Source organism: Halobacterium hubeiense, assembly GCF_001488575.1.
Classification (GTDB): domain Archaea; phylum Halobacteriota; class Halobacteria; order Halobacteriales; family Halobacteriaceae; genus Halobacterium; species Halobacterium hubeiense.
Map to the genome: position 1 here is coordinate 1,048,687 of NZ_LN831302.1, position 25,949 is coordinate 1,074,635.

The 25,949-nt window shown below is 66.7% G+C and carries 28 protein-coding genes; 10 read left to right on the forward strand and 18 right to left on the reverse strand.

Annotated elements, in window-relative coordinates:
- Nucleotides 1-798, reverse strand: coding sequence for a ZIP family metal transporter (locus HHUB_RS05375; protein WP_059056563.1), 798 nt, complete (start codon nt 796-798; stop codon nt 1-3).
- Nucleotides 799-905: 107 nt separating this feature from the next.
- Between HHUB_RS05375 and HHUB_RS05380 the strand changes: the two genes are divergently transcribed.
- The 3 genes from HHUB_RS05380 (at nt 906) to HHUB_RS05390 (ending at nt 4,427) form a co-directional block, all read left to right on the forward strand.
- Nucleotides 906-1,208, forward strand: coding sequence for a MazG nucleotide pyrophosphohydrolase domain-containing protein (locus HHUB_RS05380; RefSeq protein ID WP_059056564.1), 303 nt, complete (start codon nt 906-908; stop codon nt 1,206-1,208).
- 64 nt (nt 1,209-1,272) lie between these two features.
- The gene (locus HHUB_RS05385) at nt 1,273-3,369 is read left to right on the forward strand and encodes an acetate--CoA ligase family protein (RefSeq protein ID WP_059056565.1); all 2,097 of its coding nucleotides are present in this window, start codon (nt 1,273-1,275) and stop codon (nt 3,367-3,369) included.
- Entirely contained in the window at nt 3,366-4,427 is a 1,062-nt protein-coding gene (locus tag HHUB_RS05390; protein ID WP_059056566.1) for a phosphotransacetylase family protein, read from the forward strand. The genes HHUB_RS05385 and HHUB_RS05390 overlap by 4 nt, the downstream gene beginning before the upstream one ends.
- On the opposite strand, the gene HHUB_RS05395 is transcribed toward HHUB_RS05390, so the two are convergent.
- Nucleotides 4,419-4,814: a chemotaxis protein CheW gene (locus HHUB_RS05395; RefSeq protein ID WP_059056567.1), complete on the reverse strand. Its 396-nt coding sequence runs from the start codon at nt 4,812-4,814 to the stop codon at nt 4,419-4,421. The genes HHUB_RS05390 and HHUB_RS05395 overlap by 9 nt on opposite strands.
- 157 nt (nt 4,815-4,971) lie before the next feature.
- On the opposite strand from HHUB_RS05395, the gene HHUB_RS05400 reads away from it, so the two are divergent.
- Together HHUB_RS05400 and HHUB_RS05405 are read left to right on the forward strand one after the other, a co-directional pair.
- Nucleotides 4,972-5,313, forward strand: coding sequence for an ArsR/SmtB family transcription factor (locus HHUB_RS05400; RefSeq protein ID WP_059056568.1), 342 nt, complete (start codon nt 4,972-4,974; stop codon nt 5,311-5,313).
- Nucleotides 5,314-5,392: 79 nt separating this feature from the next.
- Nucleotides 5,393-5,677 (forward strand): DUF7521 family protein, encoded by a 285-nt coding sequence (locus HHUB_RS05405; RefSeq protein WP_059058210.1) that lies wholly within the window; start codon nt 5,393-5,395, stop codon nt 5,675-5,677.
- Nucleotides 5,678-5,683: 6 nt separating this feature from the next.
- Here HHUB_RS05405 and minD read toward each other — a convergent pair whose 3' ends face one another.
- From minD to HHUB_RS05455, 10 genes are all read right to left on the reverse strand, one after another.
- The gene (gene minD / locus HHUB_RS05410; protein ID WP_059056569.1) at nt 5,684-6,619 is read right to left on the reverse strand and encodes a MinD/ParA family ATP-binding protein; all 936 of its coding nucleotides are present in this window, start codon (nt 6,617-6,619) and stop codon (nt 5,684-5,686) included.
- A 44-nt stretch (nt 6,620-6,663) separates the two neighbouring features.
- Nucleotides 6,664-8,403 (reverse strand): archaellar assembly protein FlaJ, encoded by a 1,740-nt coding sequence (gene flaJ, locus HHUB_RS05415; protein WP_059056570.1) that lies wholly within the window; start codon nt 8,401-8,403, stop codon nt 6,664-6,666.
- A gap of 1 nt (nt 8,404) precedes the next feature.
- A complete protein-coding gene (locus HHUB_RS05420) occupies nt 8,405-10,294 on the reverse strand; it encodes a type II/IV secretion system ATPase subunit (protein WP_059056571.1) in 1,890 nt (629 codons plus the stop codon).
- A gap of 15 nt (nt 10,295-10,309) precedes the next feature.
- Nucleotides 10,310-11,068, reverse strand: a complete 759-nt coding sequence (locus tag HHUB_RS05425; protein ID WP_059056572.1) for an ATPase domain-containing protein — start codon at nt 11,066-11,068, stop codon at nt 10,310-10,312.
- Nucleotides 11,065-11,523, reverse strand: a complete 459-nt coding sequence (locus HHUB_RS05430) for a flagellar protein G (RefSeq protein ID WP_059056573.1) — start codon at nt 11,521-11,523, stop codon at nt 11,065-11,067. The genes HHUB_RS05425 and HHUB_RS05430 overlap by 4 nt, the downstream gene beginning before the upstream one ends.
- Complete coding sequence (locus tag HHUB_RS05435; protein WP_059056574.1) at nt 11,524-11,967, reverse strand: fla cluster protein FlaF; 444 nt, start codon at nt 11,965-11,967, stop codon at nt 11,524-11,526.
- Nucleotides 11,951-13,381 carry a FlaD/FlaE family flagellar protein gene (locus HHUB_RS05440; RefSeq protein WP_059056575.1) on the reverse strand — a complete coding sequence of 477 codons (1,431 nt, stop codon included), beginning with the start codon at nt 13,379-13,381 and terminating at the stop codon, nt 11,951-11,953. The genes HHUB_RS05435 and HHUB_RS05440 overlap by 17 nt, the downstream gene beginning before the upstream one ends.
- 161 nt (nt 13,382-13,542) lie before the next feature.
- Nucleotides 13,543-14,013 carry a FlaD/FlaE family flagellar protein gene (locus tag HHUB_RS05445; RefSeq protein ID WP_059056576.1) on the reverse strand — a complete coding sequence of 157 codons (471 nt, stop codon included), beginning with the start codon at nt 14,011-14,013 and terminating at the stop codon, nt 13,543-13,545.
- The gene (locus HHUB_RS05450; RefSeq protein ID WP_059056577.1) at nt 14,010-15,908 is read right to left on the reverse strand and encodes a methyl-accepting chemotaxis protein; all 1,899 of its coding nucleotides are present in this window, start codon (nt 15,906-15,908) and stop codon (nt 14,010-14,012) included. The genes HHUB_RS05445 and HHUB_RS05450 overlap by 4 nt, the downstream gene beginning before the upstream one ends.
- Nucleotides 15,909-15,980: 72 nt before the next feature.
- Complete coding sequence (locus tag HHUB_RS05455; RefSeq protein WP_059056578.1) at nt 15,981-16,214, reverse strand: DUF7385 family protein; 234 nt, start codon at nt 16,212-16,214, stop codon at nt 15,981-15,983.
- Nucleotides 16,215-16,369: 155 nt separating this feature from the next.
- On the opposite strand from HHUB_RS05455, the gene HHUB_RS05460 reads away from it, so the two are divergent.
- From HHUB_RS05460 to HHUB_RS05470, 3 genes are read left to right on the forward strand one after another with little or no spacing between them, the layout of a single operon-like run.
- The gene (locus HHUB_RS05460; protein WP_059056579.1) at nt 16,370-17,143 is read left to right on the forward strand and encodes an archaellin/type IV pilin N-terminal domain-containing protein; all 774 of its coding nucleotides are present in this window, start codon (nt 16,370-16,372) and stop codon (nt 17,141-17,143) included.
- Nucleotides 17,144-17,152: 9 nt separating this feature from the next.
- On the forward strand, nt 17,153-17,983 hold the full coding sequence (locus HHUB_RS05465) for an archaellin/type IV pilin N-terminal domain-containing protein (protein WP_059056580.1): 831 nt from the start codon (nt 17,153-17,155) through the stop codon (nt 17,981-17,983).
- 9 nt (nt 17,984-17,992) lie between these two features.
- The gene (locus HHUB_RS05470) at nt 17,993-18,802 is read left to right on the forward strand and encodes an archaellin/type IV pilin N-terminal domain-containing protein (RefSeq protein WP_059056581.1); all 810 of its coding nucleotides are present in this window, start codon (nt 17,993-17,995) and stop codon (nt 18,800-18,802) included.
- A gap of 76 nt (nt 18,803-18,878) precedes the next feature.
- Here HHUB_RS05470 and HHUB_RS05475 read toward each other — a convergent pair whose 3' ends face one another.
- On the reverse strand, nt 18,879-19,544 hold the full coding sequence (locus HHUB_RS05475) for a hypothetical protein (protein WP_059056582.1): 666 nt from the start codon (nt 19,542-19,544) through the stop codon (nt 18,879-18,881).
- Nucleotides 19,545-19,688: 144 nt separating this feature from the next.
- Here HHUB_RS05475 and HHUB_RS05480 point away from each other — a divergent pair, with 144 nt between their 5' ends.
- Both HHUB_RS05480 and cheF1 read left to right on the forward strand, forming a co-directional pair.
- On the forward strand, nt 19,689-20,909 hold the full coding sequence (locus HHUB_RS05480) for a HEAT repeat domain-containing protein (RefSeq protein ID WP_059056583.1): 1,221 nt from the start codon (nt 19,689-19,691) through the stop codon (nt 20,907-20,909).
- A 174-nt stretch (nt 20,910-21,083) separates the two neighbouring features.
- On the forward strand, nt 21,084-21,953 hold the full coding sequence (gene cheF1 / locus HHUB_RS05485; RefSeq protein ID WP_059056584.1) for a chemotaxis protein CheF1: 870 nt from the start codon (nt 21,084-21,086) through the stop codon (nt 21,951-21,953).
- Nucleotides 21,954-21,996: 43 nt separating this feature from the next.
- Here cheF1 and HHUB_RS05490 read toward each other — a convergent pair whose 3' ends face one another.
- The 5 genes from HHUB_RS05490 to HHUB_RS05510 form a co-directional block, all read right to left on the reverse strand.
- Nucleotides 21,997-22,860 (reverse strand): CheF family chemotaxis protein, encoded by an 864-nt coding sequence (locus HHUB_RS05490; protein WP_059056585.1) that lies wholly within the window; start codon nt 22,858-22,860, stop codon nt 21,997-21,999.
- Nucleotides 22,861-22,923: 63 nt separating this feature from the next.
- Nucleotides 22,924-23,727, reverse strand: coding sequence for a CheR family methyltransferase (locus HHUB_RS05495; RefSeq protein ID WP_059056586.1), 804 nt, complete (start codon nt 23,725-23,727; stop codon nt 22,924-22,926).
- Complete coding sequence (locus HHUB_RS05500) at nt 23,724-24,200, reverse strand: chemotaxis protein CheD (protein WP_059056587.1); 477 nt, start codon at nt 24,198-24,200, stop codon at nt 23,724-23,726. Before HHUB_RS05500 ends, HHUB_RS05495 begins: the two co-directional genes overlap by 4 nt.
- Nucleotides 24,197-25,360, reverse strand: a complete 1,164-nt coding sequence (locus tag HHUB_RS05505; RefSeq protein WP_059056588.1) for a chemotaxis protein CheC — start codon at nt 25,358-25,360, stop codon at nt 24,197-24,199. The genes HHUB_RS05500 and HHUB_RS05505 overlap by 4 nt, the downstream gene beginning before the upstream one ends.
- Nucleotides 25,360-25,947 (reverse strand): chemotaxis protein CheC, encoded by a 588-nt coding sequence (locus HHUB_RS05510; protein ID WP_059056589.1) that lies wholly within the window; start codon nt 25,945-25,947, stop codon nt 25,360-25,362. The genes HHUB_RS05505 and HHUB_RS05510 overlap by 1 nt, the downstream gene beginning before the upstream one ends.
- Nucleotides 25,948-25,949: the final 2 nt, after the last annotated feature.

The window sequence follows — 25,949 nt, forward strand, 5'->3', positions numbered from 1 at the left end:
TTACGCGACCAGCAGCGGGAGCATCGCGACGACGCCGACGACCAGCCCGGCGAGCAGTTCGCGGCGGCCGCCGTTCGGGAGGCGGCGGCCGACCTCGCGGGCCTCGGGGAGGAACTCGGTGAGCACGAGGTAGACCATCGCGCCGCCCGCGAACCCGTAGCCGGCGGGCAGGAGGGTGCGCGCGAACTGGACGAACGCGAACGCTATCACCGCGCCGATGGGCTGGGGGATGCTCGTGAAGACGGCGACGCCGACGAGCTGCCAGCGGCGCGCGCCGTGCTCGTGGAGCGGAATCGACACCGCCAGCCCCTCCGGGACGTTGTGGATGGAGATGGCGATGGTCATGAACACCGCGAGCAGCGGCACCGAGAACCCCAAGATCGGGTAGCCGCCCTCCAGCCCCATGTCCGCGAAGGAGACGCCGACGGCGACGCCCTCGGGGAACGAGTGGACGGTGAGCACGCCCGCGATGAGCACCAGCTTCTCGAAGTCCGCTTGCGCGATGTCCCGGGGTTCGAACTCGTGGTCGTCGATGAGCCGGCGGGCGGCGACGACGAGCGCGACGCCGACGAGCGCGCCCGCGCCGACCTCCAGCGGCGTGCCGTAGTTGAGGCCCTCGCGGAACAGCCCGAAGCCGGACGCGGAGAGCATGATGCCGGAGGCCAGTCCCCAGAGGCCGACGCGCCAGCGGTCGTCGACGTCGTCCACGAAGAAGAACGGGAGCGCGCCCAGTCCCGTGGCGAGGTCCGTCAGCAGGCCCGCGAAGAAGACGAACGCGAGCGCACCCGTCAGTTCCATGTCCGAGGCTACGAACGTCCGCGGAATAGTCTTTACCGTTCCAGAAAGAAAATTTTGGGAAACCTAAAACCGTCCGAGTGAAGGGGATTCGGTTTCACCCACGGCGCATGGACGAGCAAGCCCGCGTTGCCGCGTTCCTCGACGACAACGACATGCGCGTCCCGCCCGCCAACCGCGTGCTCGACCTCGCCAGCGAGGTCGGCGAACTCGCGAAGAACGTCAACGAGTCCACCGACTACGGCGCCGGCGCGGGCGCCGACGTGGAACGCGACGAACTCGGCGACGCCCTGTTCTGCCTGCTCGCGCTCGCCGACGAACTCGACTACGACGCCGGCGCCGCCCTCGACGAGGCGCTGGCGAAGTACGAGGACCGGCTCGCCGAGTCGGGCTCTGCGGGCTCGGGCGAGTAGGGTTCTCGTCTGGCGGGAGCCGCGGACGCTTTTATCCCCCTGCCAGCCGTCGGTTCACACGAAGATGGAAGACGACGCAAGCGGGCTGTTCGCGCCCGACCGTGTCGCCGTCGTCGGTGCGACCGACAGGGAGGGAGCCGTCGGTCGCGCCATCGTGACGAACCTCGCTGACTTCGACGGGGACGTCGTCGCCGTCAATCCCGGCCGCGAGGAAGTGCTGGGCTACGACTGCTATCCGGACCTCCAGACCGCGCCCGACGCCGACCTCGCGGTCGTCGTCGTCCCGCCGTCGGTGGTGGTCGACGCCGTCCGCGACGCGGGCGAAGCGGGCGTCCGGAACGTCGTGGTCATCACCGCGGGGTTCAGCGAGACCGGCAGCGAGGGCGCCGACCGCGAGCGCGACCTCGCGGCGGTCGCCGACGACTACGACCTCAACCTCGTCGGCCCGAACAGCCTCGGCGTGCTCTCCACGCCGTCGGGACTGAACGCGACGTTCGGCCCCTCGAACGCGCTCCCCGGCTCGCTGTCGTTCATGAGTCAGTCGGGCGCGTTCATCACGGCCGTGCTGGACTGGGCGAACGACCAGGGAATCGGCTTCAAGGACGTCGTTAGCCTCGGGAACAAGGCCGTCATGGACGAGACGGACTTCCTCCGGCAGTGGCACGACGACGCCGAGACGAACGTCGTGCTCGGCTACCTCGAAGGCATCGAGGACGGCCGCGAGTTCATCGACACCGCCCGCGAGGTCACCGAGGACACGCCCGCGGTCGTCGTGAAGTCCGGCCGCACGGAGGCCGGCGCGCAGGCCGCGTCCTCGCACACGGGCACCATCGCGGGCAGCGAGGCCGCCTACGAGGCGGGCTTCGAGCAGGCGGGCGTCGTCCGCGCGGAGAACGTCCAGGAGTTGTTCGACTTCGCGCGCGCCCTCGACGGCCTCCCGCTGCCGGACTCGGAGGAGGTCGCGGTCGTCACGAACGCGGGCGGCCCGGGCGTGATGGCGACGGACGCTGTCGGCGACGCCCGGCTCTCGATGGCGTCGTTCGGCGACGACACCATCGACGCGCTCTCGGAGATGCTGCCCGCGGAGGGGAACGTCTACAATCCCGTGGACGTGCTCGGGGACGCGGGCGTCGAGCGATTCGCCGACGCGCTCGACACCGTCCTCGGCTCCGAGGACGTCGGCTGTGCGGTGGTCGTCGCCGCGCCCACCGCCGTCCTCGACTTCGCGGAGCTCGCGGAGGTGCTCGCGGAGCGGCAGGCCGAGCACGGCAAGCCCGTGGTCGCGTGCCTGATGGGCGGCGAGCGCACGGAACGCGCGGCGGACGCGCTCTCGGCGGCGGGCATCCCGAACTACTTCGACCCGGCGCGGGCGGTGGACAGCCTCGACGCGCTCGCCGTCCAGCGCGCCGTCGAGGCCCGCGAGTACGAGGAGCCCGCCGAGTTCGACGTGGACCGCGAGCGCGCCCGCGAGATTCTGACCGACGCCGCCGACCGGGGCTCCCGCCGGCTCGGCGTCGAAGCGATGGACCTGCTGGACGCCTACGGCATCCCCACGCCGGAGGGCGAAGTCGTGGACGACCCCGCGGACGCCGTCTGGGTCGCCAACGACATCGACGGCGACGTCGTGATGAAAATCGTCAGCCCGGACATCCTCCACAAGTCCGACATCGGCGGCGTCAAAGTCGGTGTCCCCGACGACGAGGTCCGGGACGCCTACGAGGACCTCGTGACGCGCGCGAAGAACTACCAGCCCGACGCCACCATCCTCGGCGTCCAGGTCCAGGAGATGGTGGACACCGACGCGGGCACGGAGACGATTCTCGGCGTGAACCGCGACCCCCAGTTCGGGCCGCTCGTGCTGTTCGGGCTGGGCGGCATCTTCGTGGAAGTGCTGGAGGACACGAGCGTCCGCGTCGCGCCCGTCTCCGGGCGCGAGGCCGACGAGATGATAGACGACCTCGACTCCGCGCCGCTTTTGCGCGGCGCGCGCGGCCGCGAGCCGGCCGACGAGGAAGCGATTACGGACGCCGTCCAGCGGCTCAGCCAGTTGGTCACGGACTTCCCCGCGATACTGGAGTTGGACGTGAACCCGCTGCTGGCGACCGCAGACGGCGTGCAGGCACTGGACGTGCGGCTCACCATCGACCCCGAACAGCTATGAACACGCTACTGGTCACATCGACGGAAGCAGGCACCGGCAAGACCGCGGTCGCGCTCGCGCTGGCGCGGCTGGCGACCGAACGCGGCGCGGACGTCGGCTACATGAAGCCCAAGGGCACCCGTCTGGAGAGCAACGTCGGGAAGACGCTGGACGCCGACCCGATGCTCGCCCGGGAGCTGCTCGGGCTCGACGCCGAGATGCACGAACTCGAACCGGTCGTCTACTCGCCGACGTTCGTCGAGGGCGCGATTCGCGGCCGCGAGGACCCCGCGGAACTCCGGTCGCGCGTGCAGGAGGCCTTCGACGGGCTCGCCGAGGACAAGGACCTGATGGTCGTAGAGGGCGCCGACGACCTCGCGACCGGCGGCATCGTCGACCTCACGGACCCCGAGGTCGCGGAGCTACTGGACGCAGAGGTCGTCGTGCTCTCGAAGTACGGCGAACCCAGCGACGTCGACGACGTCCTCGCGGCCGCCGACAACCTCGGCGACCGGTGTGCGGGCGTCGTCTTCAACGCCGTACAGGACGCCGTCTACGACGACGTGGAGACCGACGTCGCGCCATTCCTCGACGGCCGCGACGTGCCCGTGCTCGGCGTGCTCCCGCAAGACGCCGACCTCGCCGGCGTCACGGTTGCGGACCTCGCGACGGAACTCGGCGCGGACGTGCTCACCGAGGACGGCGCGGGGACCGGCGAGCGCGTCGAGCGGTTCCTCGTCGGCGCGATGAGCGGCGAGGCCGCGCTGAGTCACTTCCGGCGCACGAAAGACGCCGCGGTCATCACGGGCGGCGACCGCGCGGACGTCCAGACCGCCGCCCTCGACGCGCCCGGCGTGACGTGTCTCGTGCTCACCGGCGGCCACCGGCCCTCGGGCGCGGTACTCGGGAAAGCAGCCGAGAACGACGTCCCCGTCCTCTCGGTGCAGTCGGACACGCTGACGACCGTCGAGCGCGCCGAAGAACTAGTGCGGGGTGGGCGCGTCCGCGACGAGCGCACCGTCGACCGGATGCAGGAACTGCTCTACGACCACGCGGACGTCGACGCGCTCCTAGACTAGGGCGTCCGGGTCCACCCAGACGACGAAGCGGTCGTCGCGGCGGACGACGCCACGGGTCGTCTCGGAGGCAGCGGAGTCGTCGATTTCGTCGGGATCGACTGACTCGACCTCGTGGACGTCGTCGACCAGCAGCCCCGTGCTCTCGTGCTCGGAGAGGACGACAATGCGGCTGCCGTCCGGCGACCCCTTGATTCCAAGCCGGACGCGCGGGTCCACGACGGTCGTCGTCTCCCCGCGGAGGTCGACGACGCCGACCACGTTCGCGTCGGCGTTCGGAATCGGCGTGACGTCCTCGGTGGCGTCCACGATTTCGTCGACGTGCGCGATGTCGATGCAGTAGCGGTCCTCGCCGAGAGAGAACTCCAGCACGTCCGTCTCCGATGTCATAGCGGCGAATCTGGGGCCGACCGAATTAAGCGTTGGGTCTACGCCGCGATACCTATCAGATGGTTGTCCTCTCCGGCGTCCGTCCGGCGGATTCGGCCGCTGGACTGACGCGCCGACGACGACACTCTTTTTTCCCTCCGAACTCATCATCAGTTCGATGGACCCGGTGGACGTGTTGCGGGTACTCGGCAACAAGTACAACGCCGAGATTCTCGAAGCCACCCACTCCCCGAAGTCGGCCCAAGAGCTCAGCGAGGAGCTCGACATCCCGATTGCGACGAGCTACCGGCGCATCGAGGAGCTCAACGAACACGACCTCCTCAAGCTCGAGGGCAAAGAGCTCTCCGACGAGGGCCGCCGCACCAAGGTCTACCGCCGGCAAGTCGACGAGATATCCGTGAAGTTCGGCGTCGACGAGACCGAAATCGAGACCAAGGAGCGCACCGAAGCGAAGAACGCGCTCGTGGACGTGTGGAGCGACCTCCGCTCCGAGCAGTGACGGTGTGATTCTCCGAGATAATAATCGCGGGGACATCTTTATACGGAGTCTGGGGGACGTGCGTACGAGCCACGCGACCATGCGCCCCATCGAAGCAATCTACCTCGTCTTCAGCGCGACCCTCGCCGCCGCCGGCCTCAGCATGGTGGCGTTCGCGGTTCGCGCGTACCTCGACACCGGCCGACACTCCATGATGCACCTCTCGGCCGGCTTCGCGCTGGTCGTCACCGCCGCCATCGGCACGACCGTCGTGGCGTTCGTCACCGACTTCGAGCACACCCGGACGCTGCTGACGGCGAACTACGTGCTCACGACCGGGGGGTACCTCTTCGTCATGTACAGCATCGTCACGCCCCAGCAGTGACGGCGGCTACGAGAACTTCGACTTCACGCGGTCGTACAGTTTCACGCGGCGCTTCGACGTCTCCTCGTCGGCGTCCAGCCCGGCTTCCTCGATGAGGTCTTCGAGCGGAATCTCGTAGACCGGCCCGTCGTCGTCGGGCTCGGCGGCCTCCTCGGTCTCGCCCGTGTCGGGGTCCACCCACTCGAAGCCCGACGACTCCGGCTCCGTCGGTTCCATGCCGACGCTGTCCGCGAGCTTCGCGGCGAGGCGGTCGTACGCGCGCGCCGCCGGGCTCTCCGGCTTCAACGAGACGACCGGCGTGCCCTTCCGCACCGCGAGCTTCACTGCGTCGTCGTGGGGGACGCTGGCGGTCACCGCGTCGGTCGTCCCGAGCGCCGCCGCGATGCCCTCAACGTCGTCGAAGCCGCCGTCGCCCGTGCGCGTGAACACCGCGCCGACGACCGGCTTGTCGAGTTTCCCGACGAGCTTGCCGGTCTTCGTCGCGTCCGTCAGCGAGTTCAGCTCCGCGGTCGTCACGAGCAACACGCCGTCCGCGACGCTCATCGCCATCGCGATGTCGTAACTCAGCCCCGCGCCCGCGTCCAGCAACACGACGTCGTTGTCCTCGCGGAGGTACTCGACGACCCGGTGGAGGGACTTGGCGTCCGCTCGCGCGAACTGGTCTAAGTCCGTCGAACCGGGGATGAGCGTGAGGCCGTTCGTCTCGTAGGTGGCGTCGGCGGGCGACGCCTCACCGCCGAGCACGTCGTGCAGCGTCACGTCCGGGTCGACGCCGAGCAGGCCGGCGAGATTCGCCATCCCGAGGTCGACGTCCACGACGGCCACGTCGAAGCCGTCGTCGGCGAGCGCCACGCCGAGGTTCGCCGTGGTCGTCGACTTCCCGACGCCACCCTTCCCGCTGGCGACGGCGAACACGTACCCGTCGCCTCCGGCCTCGTTCATCGTGGGAGAGATAGCGGACTACGATACATAAGTGTGGCTCCCCGCTACACCGACAGCAGCGACTCGACGAGCCGAAGCGTCATCGAGCCGATGATTGAGGAGATCCACGTCAACACCACGAAGTGGATGTACGCGTTCACCTTGTGGCCGCCGTCGACGACGCGAATCATCAGCGACGACAACACCGCGTTCACCAGCACGGTCACGACCAGCAGGTACTCGATGAGCTGGATGTCGTACATCGCCGTGTTGATGAGGTCGTCGACCGGCACCGCGGAGTTCGAGAAGTCGAGTCCCAGCCCGGAGATGACGTCGACGATGCCGAGCCCGATGAAGAACGCGAACGTCGCCGCCGCCGTGATGCCGTACAGCACGCCGACCATCGTCGACGCCGCCTGATTGCGGCGCTGGCGGAGCTGCTGGACCTCGCCCATGTTCCCGGAGATGAGGTCGCCGAGGTGTTTGGGGTCGCCCCCCATCTGGCGGCCGATGAGGTACATCTCGCTGAACTTCTGAATCAGGTACGAGTGGGCGTCGGCGGTGAAGTACCGCCACGCCTTCTCCGCGTTCAGCCGGAGGTTCAGCCGCTTGTAGAGGTCGTCGATGAGCTCGGTGAGCGCGCCGAAGTTCTTGTTCCGCAGCGTCTCCAGCACGCGCGTGGTCGTCGTCTGCCGGGCCGTCTCGCTGGCGCCCAGCGCGCGGATGAAGTTCGTGAACGCGTCGTCGCGGTCCTTCACGCGCTTCTCCTCGGCGCGCGCGACCAGCCCCGGAATGATGAGCGGGGTCGTCGGCACCGCCGCGTACATCGGGAGCGGCACGCTGTGGGGGTCGATGCGCGTCCACCCGAGGAACACCGCCAGCGTCGCGCCGACCAACAGCACCGACAGCCCGACGCCGAACCCGGTCGCGATGCGGAGCCGCCACTCGGCCCACGTCGTCCGGTTCTCCGGGAAGTACCACAGCGGGTCGCTGGGCGCGACCGTGTAGATGGCGTACAGGAACCCGATCTGGATGAACGAGTACAGCACGACGACCGCCGACACCGTCATCGTCGGGTCCGTCCCCGAGAGGATGGGCAGGACGGTCGCGAACACGAGCGCGAACGTCACGGACAACACCATCGACAGGTAGAGGTCCTTCATCACCTGGAGGTTCTCCAGTTGGCCCTCGTAGACGGTCGCGTAGTTCCGGATGATGGCGTCCTGCTCGGAGGTCAGGTACGCCTCCAGGCTCTCCCCGGAGTTGATGGTGTACGCCAGCCGGTCGAGGAAGTCAGCCACGAGGTCGCTGGGGACGGCGTTCGCGCGCATCCGGCAGGCGTCGTCGAGGCTCTGGTTCCACGCGTCGATAAGCTGGACGATGCGCCGGGACTCCTCGGCGAGCGGCCCGTACTCGTACTCGTCGCCCATCCGCCGGAACACCTCCACGCGGTCGATGTTCGTCGTCGACAGGATGGTCATGTGCGTGACGAACAGGTGGAAGCGGTTCTCCATGCGTGTGCGGCGCTGGTCGCGCTTGATTTTCGGGTACAGCACCGCCGTCACGAGCCCGAGCGCGCCGAGCATCGGAATCGGGACGGCGACGAACATCGGCAGGTCCACGACGAAGATGGCCGCGATGGACGCCAGCAGGAACACCACCGACGGCACGATGACGACCAGCGCGTACGTGTACGCCGGCATCGACATCTGCCGGTAGGACTCGACGACGGAGTCGACGAGGTCGCCGAACTCGATGTCTTCGAGCGTGCCAGTCGGCTCGGCTTCGACGTCCTCCGCGGCCATACTAGAACCCGCGCGTGATGGTGAACGGTAGGCCCTCGATGCCGTCCCGCTGGAACGACTCGATGGTCTCGTTGAACTCGTGGTACCCCGTCAGGTCCTCCTGGATGATGCGCTCGATGATGTCCGCGCGGAAGTCCAGTTCGTCGTAGATTTCGCGGGTGTCGGCGTACCCCAGGAGGGTCGCAATCTGCTCTTCGAGGACGTAGGAGTTGTTCCGGCCCTGGAAGACGATCTCGTCCTCGACGGGGTCCCAGTAGAACGCCTGCCGGGTGACGACGCCACCCATCTCCTTGGAGTACCCCTCGATCTCCTGCACGGAGGTGACGCGGCGCAGGACGTCGTCGCCCTGCTTGACGCGGTTCTGGAACAGCGCCACGTCGGCGTTGTCCATGAACGTCTCCGGGACGTTGATGGGTTCGCCCGTGAAGCGCTGAATCATCGAGACGATGTCGCTGGCGTGGAACGTCAGCATCACGGGGTGGCCGGTCTGGGCGGCCTGGAACGCCATCCGACCCTCCTCGCCACGCACCTCACCGACGATGATGTAGTCGGGGCGGGAACGCAGCGCGGCCGCGACGAGGTCGAACATGTCCACGTCCGCGGAGTTCTCGCCCTGCCCCTCGCGGGTGAGCAGCTGCTGCCACGTGTCGTGGGGCGGCAGCACCTCGGCGGTGTCCTCTGCGGTGTAAATCTTGGAGTCCCGAGGGATGAACGACATGATGGCGTTCAGCGTCGTGGTCTTCCCGGACGCCGTCTCCCCGACCACGAAGACGGTCTGCTCGTTCTCCAAGCACAGCCAGAGGTACGCTGCAAGCTCCGGGGACAGCGTCCCCCAGTTCGTAATCTGGCCGACGGACAGCGGCACCTCGTCGCCCTGACGGATGGTCAGCGACGGCCCCTTCAGGGAGACGTCGTCGCTGTAGATGATGTTCACACGGGAGCCGTCCGGGAGCGTCGAGTCCACGATGGGGTCGGAGTCGGACACCGGGTCACCGATGCGCTCGCCCATGTTCCGCAGCCAGCCGTCGAACTCGTCGGGCGTCCCGAAGTCCACGGTCGTCTCCAGCATCCCGAACGTGCCGTGGTCGACGTAACAGTGGCTCGGGCCGATGACGTGAATGTCCTCGTTGTACGGGTCGCGCATCACCGGCTCCAGCGGCCCGAACCCGACGATGTCGCGGTTCAGCTGGTAGCGGATGTTCTCGTAGGTGGACTGCGTGACCGGAATCCGGCCGAACCCGAACGCCTCCTCGAGGGCGTCACGGACCAGCGGCGCCGCCGCGCGGAACTGCCGGGCGGCCTGCTTGGGGGCGGTCGCGACGCGGCGCGCGCCCGCTCTCACCTGCTTGCCGGAGAGGTCGCCGGTGTCCATCGACATCTGGCCGCGCTCGTCGCTGACCATCCGGTCGGCGACCGACGACGCGTCGAAGTTCCGCACCAGCGTCCCGAGGTTCTGCGGGAGCGTGCGCATCCGCTGGAAGACGCCGCCCTCGTCGTCGTCGTTGATGCGGACCGTCTCCTCTAAGAGCTCCTCGATACGGTCGTCGTACTCGGCTTCCTGCTCGGGCGCCGGCTTGTTCACGGACTTCTCCAGGATGCGCTCGCGCACCTGGTCGAAGACCGCCGCCTCCGGACCGGAGAGCTCCGGCTCGATGGTGTAGTACTTCGTGTCCTTCCCGAGGTCGCCGTAGACGTGGCAGTAAATCGGGCCGCCGACGGGGTAGAGGACGTTCGGCTTGTCCGCCTCCCACTCGTCTTCGGGCTCGTCGATGAACTCCGGGAACTCCCCCGTGAACTGCTTGAACCGCTGGAGGTACTCGCGCAGATGGGTGTTCCGACTCGCGGTCTCCCGCAGCTCGTGCCCGATCTGACGGCTCCCGTGGTCTGCCATGGTGGTGTGCTCGTGCTACGCTACGCTCCGACTCTCGATGACTATACCGGTTCCGGACCGCACGGAGTACCCGATGGTGTCACCGACCTGCTCGCCCATCCCGGCGAAGCGCCGCACCGCGATCGAACGGCGGACGTCATTGCCAACCTCCGCCATCTGTAGTTCGAAGTACACGTCCGCGATGGAGCGGAACGGACCGATCGCTTCCTCGTCTACAGTACTGGGGTCCACGGTCAAAACGATGACCTTTCCTTTCGAGACCAAGTCCCTGAAGAAGGAAATGATTTCCAGCGCGGCCTGACGCTCGTCGTTCTGACGGACCAGCGCCTCGAACTTCGGGTCGTTTCGGAGGATGGCGTCGAACGTGTCGATGATGACGACGTCGGCTTCCCACATCTTCTCGGCCTCCATCAGCCGCTTGAGCAGCTGCATCCGGTTGCTCTCGTCTGTGTCCCCCCGCAGCGTGCTGCCGCCGGAGTCGACGTCGGCCTGGAAGAACAGGAGGTTCTCGTTGAGGAGGTGCTCCTCGACGTCGTAGCTCAGCGAGTGCATCTGGTCGATGAACCCGCGTACGGTGAGTTCCGTCGACACCAGCGTCACGGCGTGATCCTCCTCGCAGAGCCCGTACGTGAGGCGCTGGCTCAGCGCGGACTTCCCCGCGCCGTAGTCGCCCTCCACGAGGACAATGCTGCCGCCCGGGATGCCGCCCCCGAGCTCGTTATTCAGTCGGTCGTGTTCGTCTAGTCCGAGCGAGTAGAGGTTTCGCGTGCTCATGATGTTCTGAACTCCAGCAGTTCCTCGTCGCCGTTGACCGTCACGACGATACGGTGGTCGTCCGCGGAGAGATCGCGTTCCAGCGTCACCCGTGCGACATCGCCCGTCTGCCACTGCCCGCCACCGATGACCGTGACGTTCACGTTCGACGGCGAGACGTACCGGCCGTTCACGAGGATGTCGAACGTCCCCGGCCTCGCTGGCAGCGTCTTTGACCCCGTATTCTTCACGAGTAACGTGATGGTGTCGTCGCTGCTGTCGTAGATGGACGACGGCGACCCCGGGTCGCTGATGAGTTCGACGTCCGTCCGAATCTGTTCGCTGACGTCTACGCTCCGGTCACCGAGCGCGCCGCTCAGTCGCTGGACGCCGTTGGTCATCGTTCCCGCGACCGACGCCGCCACGAGGATGCTCGCGATGAAGATGATGAGCGTCGACGAGGAGACGCTCGCCATTCAGGCCACCTCCGCTGTCACCGTGACGCCGCCCGCCGTCACGACCTTCACGCGGGACCCGTTCGTACCCGCGTCGACCGTGATGTTGTACGTCTCCCCGGGCAGCCACAGCGTCGTGTTCGTCTGTCCCTCCACGTCCCAGTCAATGTAGCTGTCCCGCGACTGGAACTCGCCGTCGACGAGGAGGTCGGTCTCCCCGATGGACAGCGACGTAGACCCTTCGTTGGTCACGTTCACGGTCACGTGCTCGCTGCCGGTGGCGTTGTACGTTGCGTTCGTGACGTTCACGGCGGTGTTGCGCTGTTCGAGCATCCGGTCGTCGTAACTGCCGTCGGCGTCCTGGACGCGCTCGTAGCCGTTGTACGCCGCCGAGTAGAGGATGCCGACGCTGACGAACGCGGCAATGAACAGGATTGCCGCGGACCCACTAACGCTGAATCCCATTCCTGTGGAGGTCGTCGAAGCGGTCGACGATGGCGCGCTCGATGTTCTCGCTCGCCAGCTCGTCGATGTAGTCGAGACTCTGTAAGTGGTCGTCCATCGTGAGGTCCGTCGTCCCGAACTCCTCGCGGTAGAGGTAGTCCGAATCAGTGAGCCCCTCGAGGTAGTCGAAGAGGTGTTCCCGGACCGGCTCGCCGATCCAGCCGATGCGCTCGTAGTAGTTCAGCGTGCGCACCGTGTTCTTCGGCCCGAACTCCGAGAGCAGGTAGTCGAGCCACTCCAGCGCGACGACGTCCGCGAGGTAGCCCGTCGGCGGCTCCGAGAGATGCGGCTCGTCGCCGTTCGACGCGAACCCGAGGCCGGGTGCGGCCGGCGCCGCGCCGGCGGCTTCGTCGACGCCCGACTCCTCGGGCTCATCCTCGAACTCGAAGCCGTCCTCCGGCTTGTCGTCCGTCGCGTCTGCTGGCTCGTCCGCGGGTTCGTCGTCGGCTTCGAGGTCGGAGTCGTCGAACCCGAGTTCCGAGTCCTCGGTCTCGACGGTCGCGGTCTCGTCTGCGTCCGCCTCCACGTCCGCCGGCGGCTCCTCGCCCTCCTCGGCCCAGTCGGCGTCGCCGGACTCGTACTCCTCTTTCAGCTCGGCGAAGGAAGTGCCGTCGCCGCCGACCTCTTCGTCGCCGTCGTCCTCGCCGAACTCGTCCATCCCGTCGTCTTCCTCCTTGAACTCCCCGAACTCGTCCATCTCGTCGTCGCCCTCGTCGTCGAACTCCTCGTCGAACCCGCCGACGTCGTCGTCGAGGTCCTCCATCTCGTCGTCCATTCCCTCATCCATCTCCTCGCCCTCCTCGAAGGCGTCGTCCTCGAAGAAGTCGTCGGCGTCGGCGTCCGTGATGTCCGCGTCGAGGTCGTCGTCTGCGGCGTCGTCGCCGCCGCCCTCGTCGTCGTCGAACAGGCCGAAGCTCTCGCCACCCCCACCGCCCATCGCGTCGGCGTTGACGTCGTCGACGAACGGGTTGACCCCGCGAGTCACCATCTCGTAGATCTCCAGGAGCTTGCGGACGTTCTCCTCGACGTCCTCGACGCTCTCGCTGATCTGTTCGTTCTCGCTGCGGACGGTGTTGGCCTTCGACGCGACGTTCGACACTTCGGTTTCGAGCTCCTCGATGCGGTGTTCGAGCTCGTTGACGGACGCGTCCTGGGCGCCCGCACCACCGCCCCCGCCGCCATCCATGTCGTCGAACGAACCGAACTCGTCATCGAAGTCGTCGTCGAACTCCTCGTCATCGCCGCCGAACTCGTCGCCGCCGCCGGAGTCCCCCGACCCCTCCTCGTCGTCGTCGAGCCAACTGGCCATCCCGACGGCCAGTGCCCCGAGCTGGACGAAGACGAGCGCAGCCGGGGTGAGGTGGATAAACTTCATTCGGAGTGATACAGGTGCTCCGGACGTAATTAATGTTCTCCCCCAGTTCTCAAAACGAACAATTGGTATCGCGGCGCCTGAGTCAGGCTACGACGGGGCGAGCGGAGTCGAGAGCGCGCGAGCGGACTGTACGAACGCTGAAAGGAGAGCCTACTGACCGACTACTCCATCGAGGAGAGCCGCGCGATGAACACGAGACTGAGCACGTGGTCGGTCATCTCGAAGTCCGAGTGCGCCTCCTCGTCGGCCGGCCCCGCGAACCCGCGGACGTGGTCGCGCAGCTCCTCCGCGGCGTTCTCACCGACCCACCCGATGGACTCGTAGTAGTCGATGGCGTCAAGCGAGCGCTTCACGCCGCCGCGCTCCAGCAGGAACTCCAGCCACTCGAACAGCGTGATTTCGGCGGCGTACTTCCCGGGCATCGTCTCCAGGTACGGCCGCTGGAGATTCTCCTCGCTCGCGCTCGAGTGCATGAACAACAGCTGCTTGAGCTGGCTCGACCGGATCGCCTCGTCGGCGGTCTGCTCGTGCTCGGTGAGCCGCTCTTTGAGCTCGCGGATGTTCTGGCCGTCGCTCTGTCGGGCCGCACTGCGCAACTCCTCGGGGTCGTACTCTCGTGGGTTCAGGGTCATCGTTGGGTCTCCTCGGTGAGCTGCTCGTCGCTCGACGTCAACTGGTCGACGGTGTCGTCGAGGTCGCGCACGGCCTCGGACTGCTCGTCGGTCGCCTCGACGATGCGTTGGGACGCGTCCGCAGCCTGTTCGGCCTGGCTTTGGACTTCCTCGATGGTAACAATGACGTCCTCGACGGTGTTAGCTTGTTCGTCGTTCGCGCGCGCGACCTCCGTAATTCCCGTGGCCGCCTCGTCGACCGCGTCCGCAATCTCTTCGAGCGCGGTCAGCGCGTCGTCGATTTCGTCGCCCGCGCGGTAAATCTGCTCGTGGGACTCCTCGACGGCTAGCACCGTCTCGTTGGCCTGCTGCTGGACGTCGTCGATGCTGCCCGCGATACGCTCGGTGTGCTCGCGAGTCTCGTTGGCAAGCTGCTTGACCTCGTCGGCGACGACCTCGAACCCGCTGCCGGCCTCGCCGGCGCGCGCGGCCTCGATGTTCGCGTTCAACGCCAGCAGGTTCGTCTGGTCGGCGACCTCCGCGATGACGTCGACGACGTCCTCGATCTCATCCATCTTCTCCTCGAGCTCGGAGACGCTGTCCACGAGGTCGTCGCTGATTTCGATGACCTCGTCGGTCGCCTGACTCGCGCCCTCGCTGGCGTCCAGCCCGTTCTCCGCGGCAGTCTGGGCCTGCTCGGCGGCCGCCGCCACCTGGTCGGAGCTGGCCGCGACCTCCTGCATGCTCGCGGAGAAGTTCTGCATCTCGCTGGCGGCGTCCGACAGCATCTCGTTTTGCTCGTCGACCGTCTCCGCGATCTCGTTGGCGTCCTCGGTCGCGCGTCGAATCGACGTCGCCAGCTCCTGCGTCCGCCCGTCGACCTGTCCGACGAGGCGTTCGAACTCGTCGGCCATCCCGTTCAGGTCGTCGACGACGCCGAGCAGGCGCTCGTCGATGACGCCGTCGCGCTCGAAGGACGCGCGCTGCTCTAGGTGGCCCGCTGACAGCGCGTCGATGGTCGAACTGAGTTCCGCAACGAGGTCCTCGACGGCTTCCGTGCGACGGACGTCCTCGGTGCGGTCTTCGACTGTCTCGACGACGGCAACCAGTTCACCGTCGTCGAATATCGGCGTCGCTGTGAACCGGATTTCGCGCTCCTTGCCGTCCGCGGTCACCATCGTACTGGAGTCCACGTAGCCGCCGTCGGTGGCGTCGGCGGGGTCGACGCCGAACTCGCGGTCCGCGGTCTCGGGCACTTCGATGACCTTGTCGGCGAGCGTCTGCACGCGACGCCCGTCAGGGTAGAACCCCTCGCTGGCGTTGCTCATGCCGATGGCCTCCTCGGCAGGACACTGCGTGAGCTCCGCGAGCGCGTCGTTCCACGCGACGACCTCCCCCTCGGCGTCCAGCATGAACACCGGCACGCCGACGCCGTCAAGCAGCTCGTCGTCCTCCACGTTCAGTTCGTCTCCGCTCTCGCCGCCGAACGCCTCGACGCCCGCCGCGGCGTCCTCCACGACGGCGTCCAGTCCCGTCCGCAACTCGGCTTCCGCGCGATCGAGGGACTGCTCGTCGAGTCCCTCATCGCGGAGCCGGTCGAACACCGAACGCACGACGCCGTCGACGGCGGCCTCGTGTGCGGCGACGAACTCCGCGGCGTCGACGCCCGCCGCCTCGTAGGCGGGGACGTACGTCGCGGCCTCCGGGCCGGTCTCGTCGAGCAGTCCCCCGAGGTGGTCGTGGGCTTCGTCGGGGAGCCTCGGGTCGAGGCGAGCCCCCTCGACCTCGTAGCCGTCCCGCACCGCCGCCGCGTGCCTGTCCTGATCGCCGAAGGAGAACTGGCCAGTGTCGGTGCCGCCGTCCGTCGCCGGCTGCTCCGACCCCCGGCCGAGTAGTTTTCGAAGCGTACCCAGCATTCGTGGCCGAAGACGTGCCAAGTAGCTATAAAAGGTTTCCCCCACGGTTACCAATTCGTATAATCGCGCCCGCTACGCGTGCGTGAGAACGACTGTACGATTCGACTCCCGAACGATGCAGACGTCCACCGACGGCCCCGCCGACAACTGACACGTCCGCCGCGTGGTCTCCATGGCTTCCGTGAACGCGTCTCCACAGACCGGACACGCCACGTCACCTCGGTTCTCGAAGATGCGTTCGTCGCCGGCGTCCCGCACCAGCTTCAGGCGGTGCCTGACCGCCTCGAAGTCGAGTCCTTCGCTCATGTGTGCGAACACGACCCCCGGCCGTTTAGCTGTTAGCGGACTGCTACTGCGTTTTTCACGGCTGATAACCGGGGGCGTACCTTTTAGTATAGGTCCGGGTTCGTTGAGGGTGAGCCCCATGTACCCGTCTCGGGAACGGGGCAGAGACAACAACAATGTTCGAATTCATCAACGACGAGGAAGCCCGCGGTCAGGTGGGGATCGGGACGCTCATCGTGTTCATCGCGATGGTCCTGGTCGCCGCCATTGCTGCTGGCGTCCTCATCAACACCGCTGGTGTTCTCCAAACGCAGGCCGAGGACACCGGCCAAGACAGTACCGACCAGGTCGCAAACAACATCAACGTCATCGGCGCAGTCGGTGAAGTGAACGACGCCGATGCCGATAACGTCGACGTTACCGAGACGAGTATCTACGAGATCCGCACGACGGTCCAGAAGTCGCCGGGTGCCGGTGACATTGACCTCTCGGGACTGAGCATCCAGTACGTCGGCCCGAACGGATTCGGGAACCTCGTCCACATCAGCGAGAAGAACGACACTGCTGAGAACGGAAACGTCTCCAACGTCTACTTCGTGCAGGCTATCACCGCTGAAACCGAGGAAGACACGGTGATGACCTCCGAGAGCGACCGCTACGAGATTGTCATCCCGACCGGAACCTACTGGAACAACAGCACTGACAGTGACGTGAGCGAGATTCAGGCTAGTTACAAGGGTGAAAAAGTCACCACAGCGACATATGGGACAGGCGCGGACATCGAGGAGAACCTTTCCAATATGGATGTCGACAACACGGACCTCGATCTCCTCCAAGAGAGTGACCGCGTCGAGCTGACCGTCACGACTGACTCGGGTTCGCAGCGCTACGTGAATCTCCGCGTCCCGTCCTCGCTCGTCGGTGACGAGGGTGGCACGGTCACGCTGTAATCCAGAATAATGTTTGAATTCATCAACGACGAGGAAGCCCGCGGTCAGGTGGGGATCGGGACGCTCATCGTGTTCATCGCGATGGTCCTGGTCGCCGCGATCGCCGCTGGCGTCCTCATCAACACCGCAGGTGTCCTCCAGACTCAAGCCGAGGACACCGGCCAAGACAGTACCGACCAAGTCGCAAACAACGTTAACATCATCGGCGCAGTCGGTGATGTTGCGAACGCGAGTGCAACTGATACTGCGATCGTCAACGCTAGCAACAATATCTCCGACTTCAACACAGAACTTAGTGACTCGGAGGTCCACACGCTCCGCTTGACGGTCCAGAAGTCGCCGGGCGCCGGTGACATCGATCTCTCCGGGCTGAGCATCCAGTACGTCGGCGGGGATTCCTTCGCGAACCTAATCCACCATACCCAGGCGAAAGCCCCTGCGATCAACGCATCCGATAGCTTAACTGATGGTCCGTGGGTGAAGGGTGAAGGTACGTCTGCGTACTTCGTGCAAGCGATCACGGCTGACACGGAGACGGACACCGTGATGACAAGCGAGAGCGATCGCTACGAAATCGTCATCCCGCTCCAGCAGGTCTACAACTCGAGTGCCACCACCAGTTCTGATCCTGAATCAGCGGGCCAGCCTATTGAAAGCGTCGAGCCGATTAGTGACTCGGACTCGAATTACCAGGGTTACGATAACAGTGACCTTGGCCTCCTTGAGGAGAGCGAAAACGTCGAACTCACGATTACAACGGAATCCGGTTCGCAGCGGTACGCGAACCTGCAGGTTCCTGACTCCCTCATCGGTGAGGGCGGCAGCTCGGTGCAACTCTAATCCAGAAGAATGTTTGAATTCATCAACGACGAGGAAGCACGCGGTCAGGTGGGGATCGGGACGCTCATCGTGTTCATCGCGATGGTCCTGGTCGCCGCGATCGCCGCTGGCGTCCTCATCAACACCGCAGGTGTCCTCCAAACGCAGGCCGAGGACACGGGACAGGACAGTACCGACCAGGTCGCAAACAACATCAACGTCATCGGCGCGGTCGGTGACATCGCCAATACGTCCGGAACAACGCAAATCGTCGCGAACACGACTGACCAGTCTGGCCTCCAGAACTTCACGGACTTCAACAACACGACAGACGTGCCGAAAGCTCATACCATTAAGCTCGCCGTCCAGAAGTCGCCGGGCGCCAGCGATATTGACCTCTCGGGACTGAGCATCCAGTACGTCGGCGGGGATTCCTTCGCGAACCTCGTTCACGCATCCGAAGCGGATGCACCAGAGGTGCAGACTACTGACGACGGTACGGACCAAATTGTTGCTGATGGGAACGGTGAACCCGGTTACTTCGTCGGGAAGATTACTGCGGAGAGCGACGACACGGTGATGACCAGCGAGAGCGACCGCTACGAAATTATCATCCCGCTCCAGCAGGCCTACAATAACTCTCACAACGATGGAGTGGGCCAGCCTGTCGACGCTGCCCTCAATGCCAGTGGGACGTACGACAACAGCCAGCTCGGCCTCCTCAGTGAGAGCGCAAACGTCGAACTCACGATTACGACGGAATCCGGTTCGCAGCGGTACGCGAACCTGCAGGTTCCTGACTCGCTCGTCGGTGACGAGGGCAGCACGGTTCAGCTGTAATCGGTTCCGCTCGACTTTCCGTTCCACTTTTTGCGCGCGTCAGTGACAGTCGAACAGCGACAGCAGAACGGAGAGGCTACTCGGAAGTGTTCGCCGGGGCGGCGGTCGTGGCGTTGTCCGCGGTCTCGTTCTCGAGCGCTTCGTCCGTGTACGAGCTGCCGAATACGGTGTTCAGCGTCTCGTTGCCGTCCCACTCGCCGCTGTTGTACTTCTCGACCCACTCGCGGCGCACGAGGTAGCCGTCGGGCTGTTCGGCGGGTTCGCTGGGGTTCTCGATGTGGGCGTGGACGACGTCGGCTTCGTCGCCGTCTTGCGCGACGTACTCGGCGTACATGCGAACCATCTGCCCGACTTCGCGGACGTGCTGGCGCTGTGGCGGGACGTCCTCGACTTCGTCCGCGCGGGTTCGGTACGAGATTCTAACTGAGGCGTCGTCGGGGAAGTAGACGAACTCCGTGACGTCGAGGCGTCCGCTCTCCGAGCCGCTGTTCTCGAGGATGTAGTGGAGTTCCGCCAGCGACGCCGTTCCGTCCTCGTTCGGTTGTTCGGGTTCGACGGTCCGCGTCTGCTGGTTGCCGTCGTTCGAGCCACCAAGCACGGCATAACCGACGCCGAGTACCGACCCGAGACCGATGCCGGCGGCACCGACAACGACCGTCCGCCGGGAGAAGCCGAGCGTCGAGTCGTCCCCGTCGTCGCTCCCTGGGGAGTCGTTCGGCACCGAACCGTCGTCTTCACTCATGCGCCCGGGTAGGCGACTGCGGGTATATGTTCCTTGGGACAGCACTCCGCCGACCGGTCGCCGGTGACCGCGTGAGCCAGCGCACCCGACCGCGCTGGCGCCCACCAACACCGACTTATACGTTCTCACCGTACCTGTGTGGTAGTGCCATCGCTGTACGGGCTCGAACGCTCCGGGGACGTCGAGAAGCTCGTCGAACTGCTGCGGGAGAGCGAGAAGGAGACGGTTCGGCGACGCGCAGCCGAGATTCTCGGGAACCTCGACGAGCCGGAGTCGGAGGGGTTGGACGCGCTCGTGGAGGCAATGAGCGACGAGGACCCGACGGTCCGTGCGGCGGCTATCGACGCGCTCACGCAACAAGAGGCCGTCGAGGCCCTGATGGAGGGGCTAGGCCAGTCCGTCCCGGAGTCGGGGGCGACGTGGGCGCAGGCGGAGGCGTTCGTGGAGAGCCTGGACGCCGACACCGTGGAGCTGCGGATGGCGTCGGCGAACGTGCTGGGGTTGCTCGGCGTCGAGGACGCAGCGAAGCCGCTCGCCCAGCGACTGCAGGCCGAACAGCATCCAGAGGTGCGTGCGCGGATTGCGCGCGCGCTCGGTCGTATCGAGGACCCATCTGTCGCGGGCGTCCTCGTGGAACATCTGGAGGGGCAGCCCCTCGGCGTGCGCCGGGAGGCCGCGGAGGCGCTCGGCCGGCTGAACGGGCCGGCCGCCCTCCAAGGACTGTTGTCGGTCGTCGACGACGACAGCGAGGAGATGCGGCGGACTGCGGTGAGCTCGCTGGGGCAGTTCGAGAACGCCAAGCCCGTGGACGCGCTGGTCGAACGGCTGGGCGACGAGAGCGACCTCGTGCGGCGGGCGGCAGTCTTCTCGCTCATCGAGATTCTGTCGAATGTGCCGCCGGACCGCAGCCACGAACTCCGCGAGACCATCGTCGACCGGATGGCCGCACGCAGCGACGCCTCCATCGTGGCGTCGCTCGTGGAGATCATCGAGGAGGGCACCCAGATTCACCAGCGCCGGAACGCGGTGTGGATGCTCGGCCGCGTCGCGGGCGACAAGTCCACGAAGATGGACGCCGTGGAGGCCCTGCGGGACGTGCTCGGCGAGGATGACGACCTCATCTCGCAGTTCGCGGCGACGGGGCTGGCGGAAATTGGCGGGCGGATGGTCGAGACCGCGCTGCTGGAGGTCATCGAGACCGACGAGTACGGCGCGGACGCAGTCGCGATGGCGGCCTTCGCGCTCGGGAAGGTCGGCGGCGAGCGCTCGCGCAAGCGACTGGAGAAACTCGTCGACGAAACCGAGAACGCGGAGGTGCGGCGGCGGGCGTTCTCCGCGATTTCGAAGCTCGGCGGCCACTCGTGACGAACGGGTGACGCGACTGGGGCGTTCCCGTGTCTCGATTTCAAATCCGAGAATCGCACGCAAAACGTTATATGCGCCAGCAGAATAAGTTCCGCAAGTAATGAGTACGGACGCGTCGGGCCGGCACGCAAACGACGGGGTTGGGACGCCCGCACGTCCGCATGGGGAGGCGGAATGAGCGAGTCCGAGCACAAGATTGCGGACGGCGCGGGGAAGTTCCTGCAGGCAGTCAAGGACGGCCGTCGGATGAAGGACGCGGAGTGGACGAACGGCCGCATCCTCCTGTCGAACAAGCGCGTCGTCCTCGCGGGCAACGACGGGAAGCGCAGCCTCCCGCTGTCGGAGGTGTCGGGGCTCAGCGGCCGCCACGACGTCAACCAGACGGTCGCGCAGGTCAGCAACTACGTGAGCATCCGGATGAGCTCCGAGAGCGTGGTGCTGGTCTCGATGGGGGAGAACACCGAGCAGTTCGAGACCAAGCTCTACGGCGCGCTGCTCGACCAGACGGAGCTGCTCGTGAAACACCCCGCGGTGAAAGGCGGGGTCGTGCAGGACGAGTCCTTCCAGCGCGCGCGCATCAAGGTCGACGAGGACCAGTTGAGCGTCGCGATGCAGAGCGGGTCGTTCGTTTCCGTGGACTTAGACGACGTCGGCTCCGCGGAAGCCGCCTCGCTGGACGTGCAGGGCGAGAAGAGCCCCGTGCTGAAAGTCGAGCACACCGTCGAGGACACGAGCGTGCAGACGTACTTCTCCAGCGACTCGCACACCTGCTCGATTCTGGAGTCGCTGCTGACGAAGGAAGCCGAGAAGAGCCAGGGTGCCGTCGACCTCTCGGAGACCGAGAAGCGCGTGCTGATGGCGCTGTACTCGGGGGTGTCGTCGTTCGAGATTCCAGACTTCCTCGGGATGGACGTCGACGAGGTCGAGTCCATCTTCGAGCGCCTCATCGAGGTGGACGTCCTCGAAGAGGTGCGCAAGCGCCGCGAGGTGACGATGAAGACCCGCGGCCGGAACATCGCCAGCGAAGCAATCAACGAGGAGTAGCGGTCAGTTCTGCGGCGGGTCGAGTGAGCGAGTCGGGCCGGCGCTACATGTTGACGTCTTCGATGTGTTCGCTGACGGCGGCGCGGCCCATCGACGTGAGGTGGACGCCGTCGTCGTCGCGGACGAGGTCCTTGTCGATGAGGTCGTTGAGGAACATCGTGAGCCGGCTGGCGTCGACGCCGAGGACGGTCGCGAGATTAGCGTTCGGGCCGCTGGAGTAGATGGCGACCAGCGCCTCGATTTCCTCGCTGGTGAGTTCGACGTCCGCCAGCTCCTGCTTGAGGTGCGTGTACCGCAGGCGGATGAACCGCCCGAGGAGGTTCATCTTCCGGCCGGAGTCCAGCGCGAGTTCGGTCGTCACGGCGCCGGTCGCCCCCATGTGGCGCACGGAGAGCAGCGGGCGCGTGGTCCCGCCGAGTTCGCGCTCGACGCGCTCGAAGTGCGTGACCGTGGAGACGTCGATTTCCGCGTCGGCGGCCCCGCGGAACTCGACGGTCCCGGGGGAGACGAACAGTTTCGCCGACTCGAAGGGCTGGTCGGTGACGCAGCCGCCGCGTCGCGCGGGGTGTTTGACGTGGACCTTCGAGCCGTTCAGCAGGCCCTTGAACACGAGGATGACGAACCGCTCGACAGTGTCACCGGCGCCCTCGATGACGGCGACGTGGCGGTCGCCGTCGCGCTCGTAGGCGACGGTGACGGTGTCGTCGAAGAACTCCGCGAGGTCGCCCGGGGCGGCTTCGTGCTGGACGTCGAAGACGCCTTCGAGGGGGATGGTGACGCGGTCGCTGTCCGTGGCGAGCACGATGCGACGCTTGCTCATCACGACGCGCCCGCGCACGGGTTCGGCGTGCGTGGCCGTGTCGGGGATGAACGATGTGACGAAGTCCGCGATGGCTGATTCCGACATGACCCCCTCGTGGTTACCAGTAGTTGGTCAGTCAGGTAGAATAAGCGTTACTCCTCGCCGGAGTCACGCCTCGGGGAGCCGCCGGTAGATGCGGATGCGGGGGTCGGCGGCCTCGAAGCGCTCCTTGACGCCGCTGGGGAGCGTCTCCGTTTGGCCGAGCACGAGGTGGCCACCCGGGCGCAGCGAGGCGCTGACGGTGTCGAGGATGGGGCGCTTGTACTGCTTGTCGATGTAGATGCAGACGTTCCGACAGCACACCAAGTCGAAGCCCGACTTGGGGTCGTCGGTGATGAGGTCGTGGCGCTCGAACGTCACGAGGTCCTTGACGTGGTCGGCGACGACGAACCCGCCGTCGCCGCGCTGCTCGACGTACGCCATTGGGTCGTCGAGGAAGCCCAACTGCTCGCGGATGTCCGCGGTGCGCGTGCTCTGGTAGAAGCCTTGCCGCGCGCGGTCGAGGGCGTCCTCGTCGATGTCGGTCGCGAGGATGTCCACGTCCCGCGGCGGGAGGCCGGCGTCGAGCGCGAGCATCGCCAGCGAGTACGGCTCGCGGCCGTCCGCGCACGCGGCCGACCAGATGGAGACCGACGACTGGTCGTCGGCGGTCTCCACGAGCACGTCTTCGAGCGCGGCCCACACTTTCCGGTCGCGGAAGAACTGCGTGACGTTGACGCTGAGCGTGTCCAGCAGTTCTGCGCGCTCGTCGGGGTCCTCGCGGAGCACGTCCAGGTACTCGGCGTAGGTGTCGGCGTCCCGGCGGCGCATCCGCGCGGAGACGCGGCGGTCGAGGTAGGCGTCGTCGTAGTAGCTGGTCGCGAACGTCGTCTCGCGCTCCACGAACGCTAGGAGGTCTTCGAAGTCTGTCAAATCACGTCCACCCCGTCCACGCGGTCTATCCGTACGTCACCGCTCGCCGGGGAAAAGGTCACCGACCGTCCCGTGCTGCCGCCGGTCTCGCTGGCGAGCAGCGGCACGTCCGCGGCCTCCAGCGCGCGCTCGGCGGCCTCGACGTTCCGGTCGCCGATGGCTTCCCCGACCGAGATGTCCAGCATCGCGGACCCGCCGACCAGTTTCGCGGCGACGTTCTCGGGGTCGGCGCCGCGGCGGTACATCGCCGCGAGCATCTCGTCGAGCCCGGAGTCGACGTACTTCGCGGGCGTCTCCGCGGGCGACGGCGCGGCGGGCAACATCGCGTGCAGCAGCCCGCCGACCGCGGCGTCGTCGTCGTAGACGGCGACCGCGACGCAGGAGCCGAGGCCGCTGGTGACGAGGGTGTCCTCGCCGTCGGTCACGCGCCAGTCGGCGACGCTCACGCGGGCCTTCCGCGGCTCGCTGCTCACGCCCCGTCACCCCCGTACTCGGGCGGGAAGTCGGGGTCGGTGTCGCCCGCGGAGAGCGTCCCCGCGATTTCGGCGACCGTGTCGGCGTCCTCCGGACTGGGGAACGCGCAGACGCGACACGTGAGGTCGTCGCTGAGCGCGACCGTGGCGTCCACGACGGCCACGGTGTCGGCGTGGCGGCCGTACGCCGCGGCGACCGTGTCCAGCACCGCGCGCCCGTCGTCGTGGACGTGCGACGGCGTGGAGATGTCGATGGTGGTGTCGAGGGCGTTCGCCCAGCCGTCGAGGACGCCGCTGGCCGTGACATTCCCGAGTTCGGCGATTGCGCTCTCCGCGAGGTCGGCGTCGGGGTCCCCGCCGGGGACGAGCGCGTCCGCGACGGCGCCGGCCTCACTCTCGTCGAACAGCACCGCAAGCACCGTGCTCACGGGGCCGTCGGTCTCGAAGACCGCGCCCTCGTAGGCGGCGTCGTCGAGCAGCGACGGCACGTCCTCGACGGGCACGAAGTCGAAGTGCGACTCCACGGCGTTGGGGTCGATTCCCGTCATCGCGCCGAGGTGGTCCGCGACCGCGTCCGCACTCTGCGCGGTCAACTGCGCGTACGATGCGAGCGCGTCCGGTGAGAGGGCATCGTTGTCCCCGAGGTAGTCGACGAACTCCTCGGGCGCGGGCAGCACCGCGAACCGGCAGACGCCATCGACGCCCGCGAGGCCGATGCGGCTTTCGAAGACGAACGCGGCGCCGTCGGCGACCGCCACGTCACCGACCAGCGACTCGTCGTCGGCGGGCTCGGGCGGCTGGATGTCGATGGTGTCGTCCGCTTCCTCCGCCCAGCCGTCCACGAACCCGCTGGTGAGGATGTTCGCGACCTCGGGGAGCGCGCCGCCGCCCATCCCGGTCTCCTCGGCGACCCGTGCGGCGAACGGCTCGTCGAAGGAGACGAGCGCGCGGCCCGCGAGCACGCCGTCGAACGGCACCGCGATGCGGGTCGACGCGTCCCCGAGGAACGCCGACAGGCCGTCGGCGTCCACGAGCGTCGTCCGCGAGAGCTCGCAGTGCGCGGGGACGCCGGTCAGCGTTTCGAGCGCGTCGGCGGCGCGCCGGCCGCCCTCCGCGCCCGTGTGGCTGAACGACGCCAGCGAGTCGAGGTCGACGCGCATCAGATGCTGTTTATCATCGAGACGAACTCCTCGATGTCCGGGAACGAGTAAATCTTGGCCTCGATGTCCGCGTCGGGCGCCGACAGCGTGGCGTCGAACACCATCGCAATCTCGTGCTCGCCGGGGTCCACGCAGTGCGCGACGATGTCGTCGCCGGAGGCCCGGAAGAGGTTCGGCGTGGAGATGTCGATGGTGCGCCCGAGCACGTTCGCCCAGCCGTCGATGAACCCGCTGGTCATGATGTTGCCGACTTCCTGAATCGCGGAGCGCTCCATGTCGCTGTACGCGCCGCCGTCGCTGTCGATGCCGCCCATCATCGTGGAAGCGACGCGGCGCGCGCTCGCGTCGTCGAACAGCACGAGCACGGAGCCGTAGGGCTTCTCGGTCAGCGGGACGTTGACGCCGACCTGCTTCTGGTTGCCGAGGTGGGCGCCGAGGTCCTCGACGTCGAGGACGTTGATCTTCGTGATCTCCATCTCCGTCTCGACGCCGGTGAGCTGGCTGAGGTTGTCCGCGACCGTCGAGGCGCCCTCGCGGGCGAGTTCGTTCACCGTCTGTAACCGCCGGATGTCTATCATCGTGCTCATGG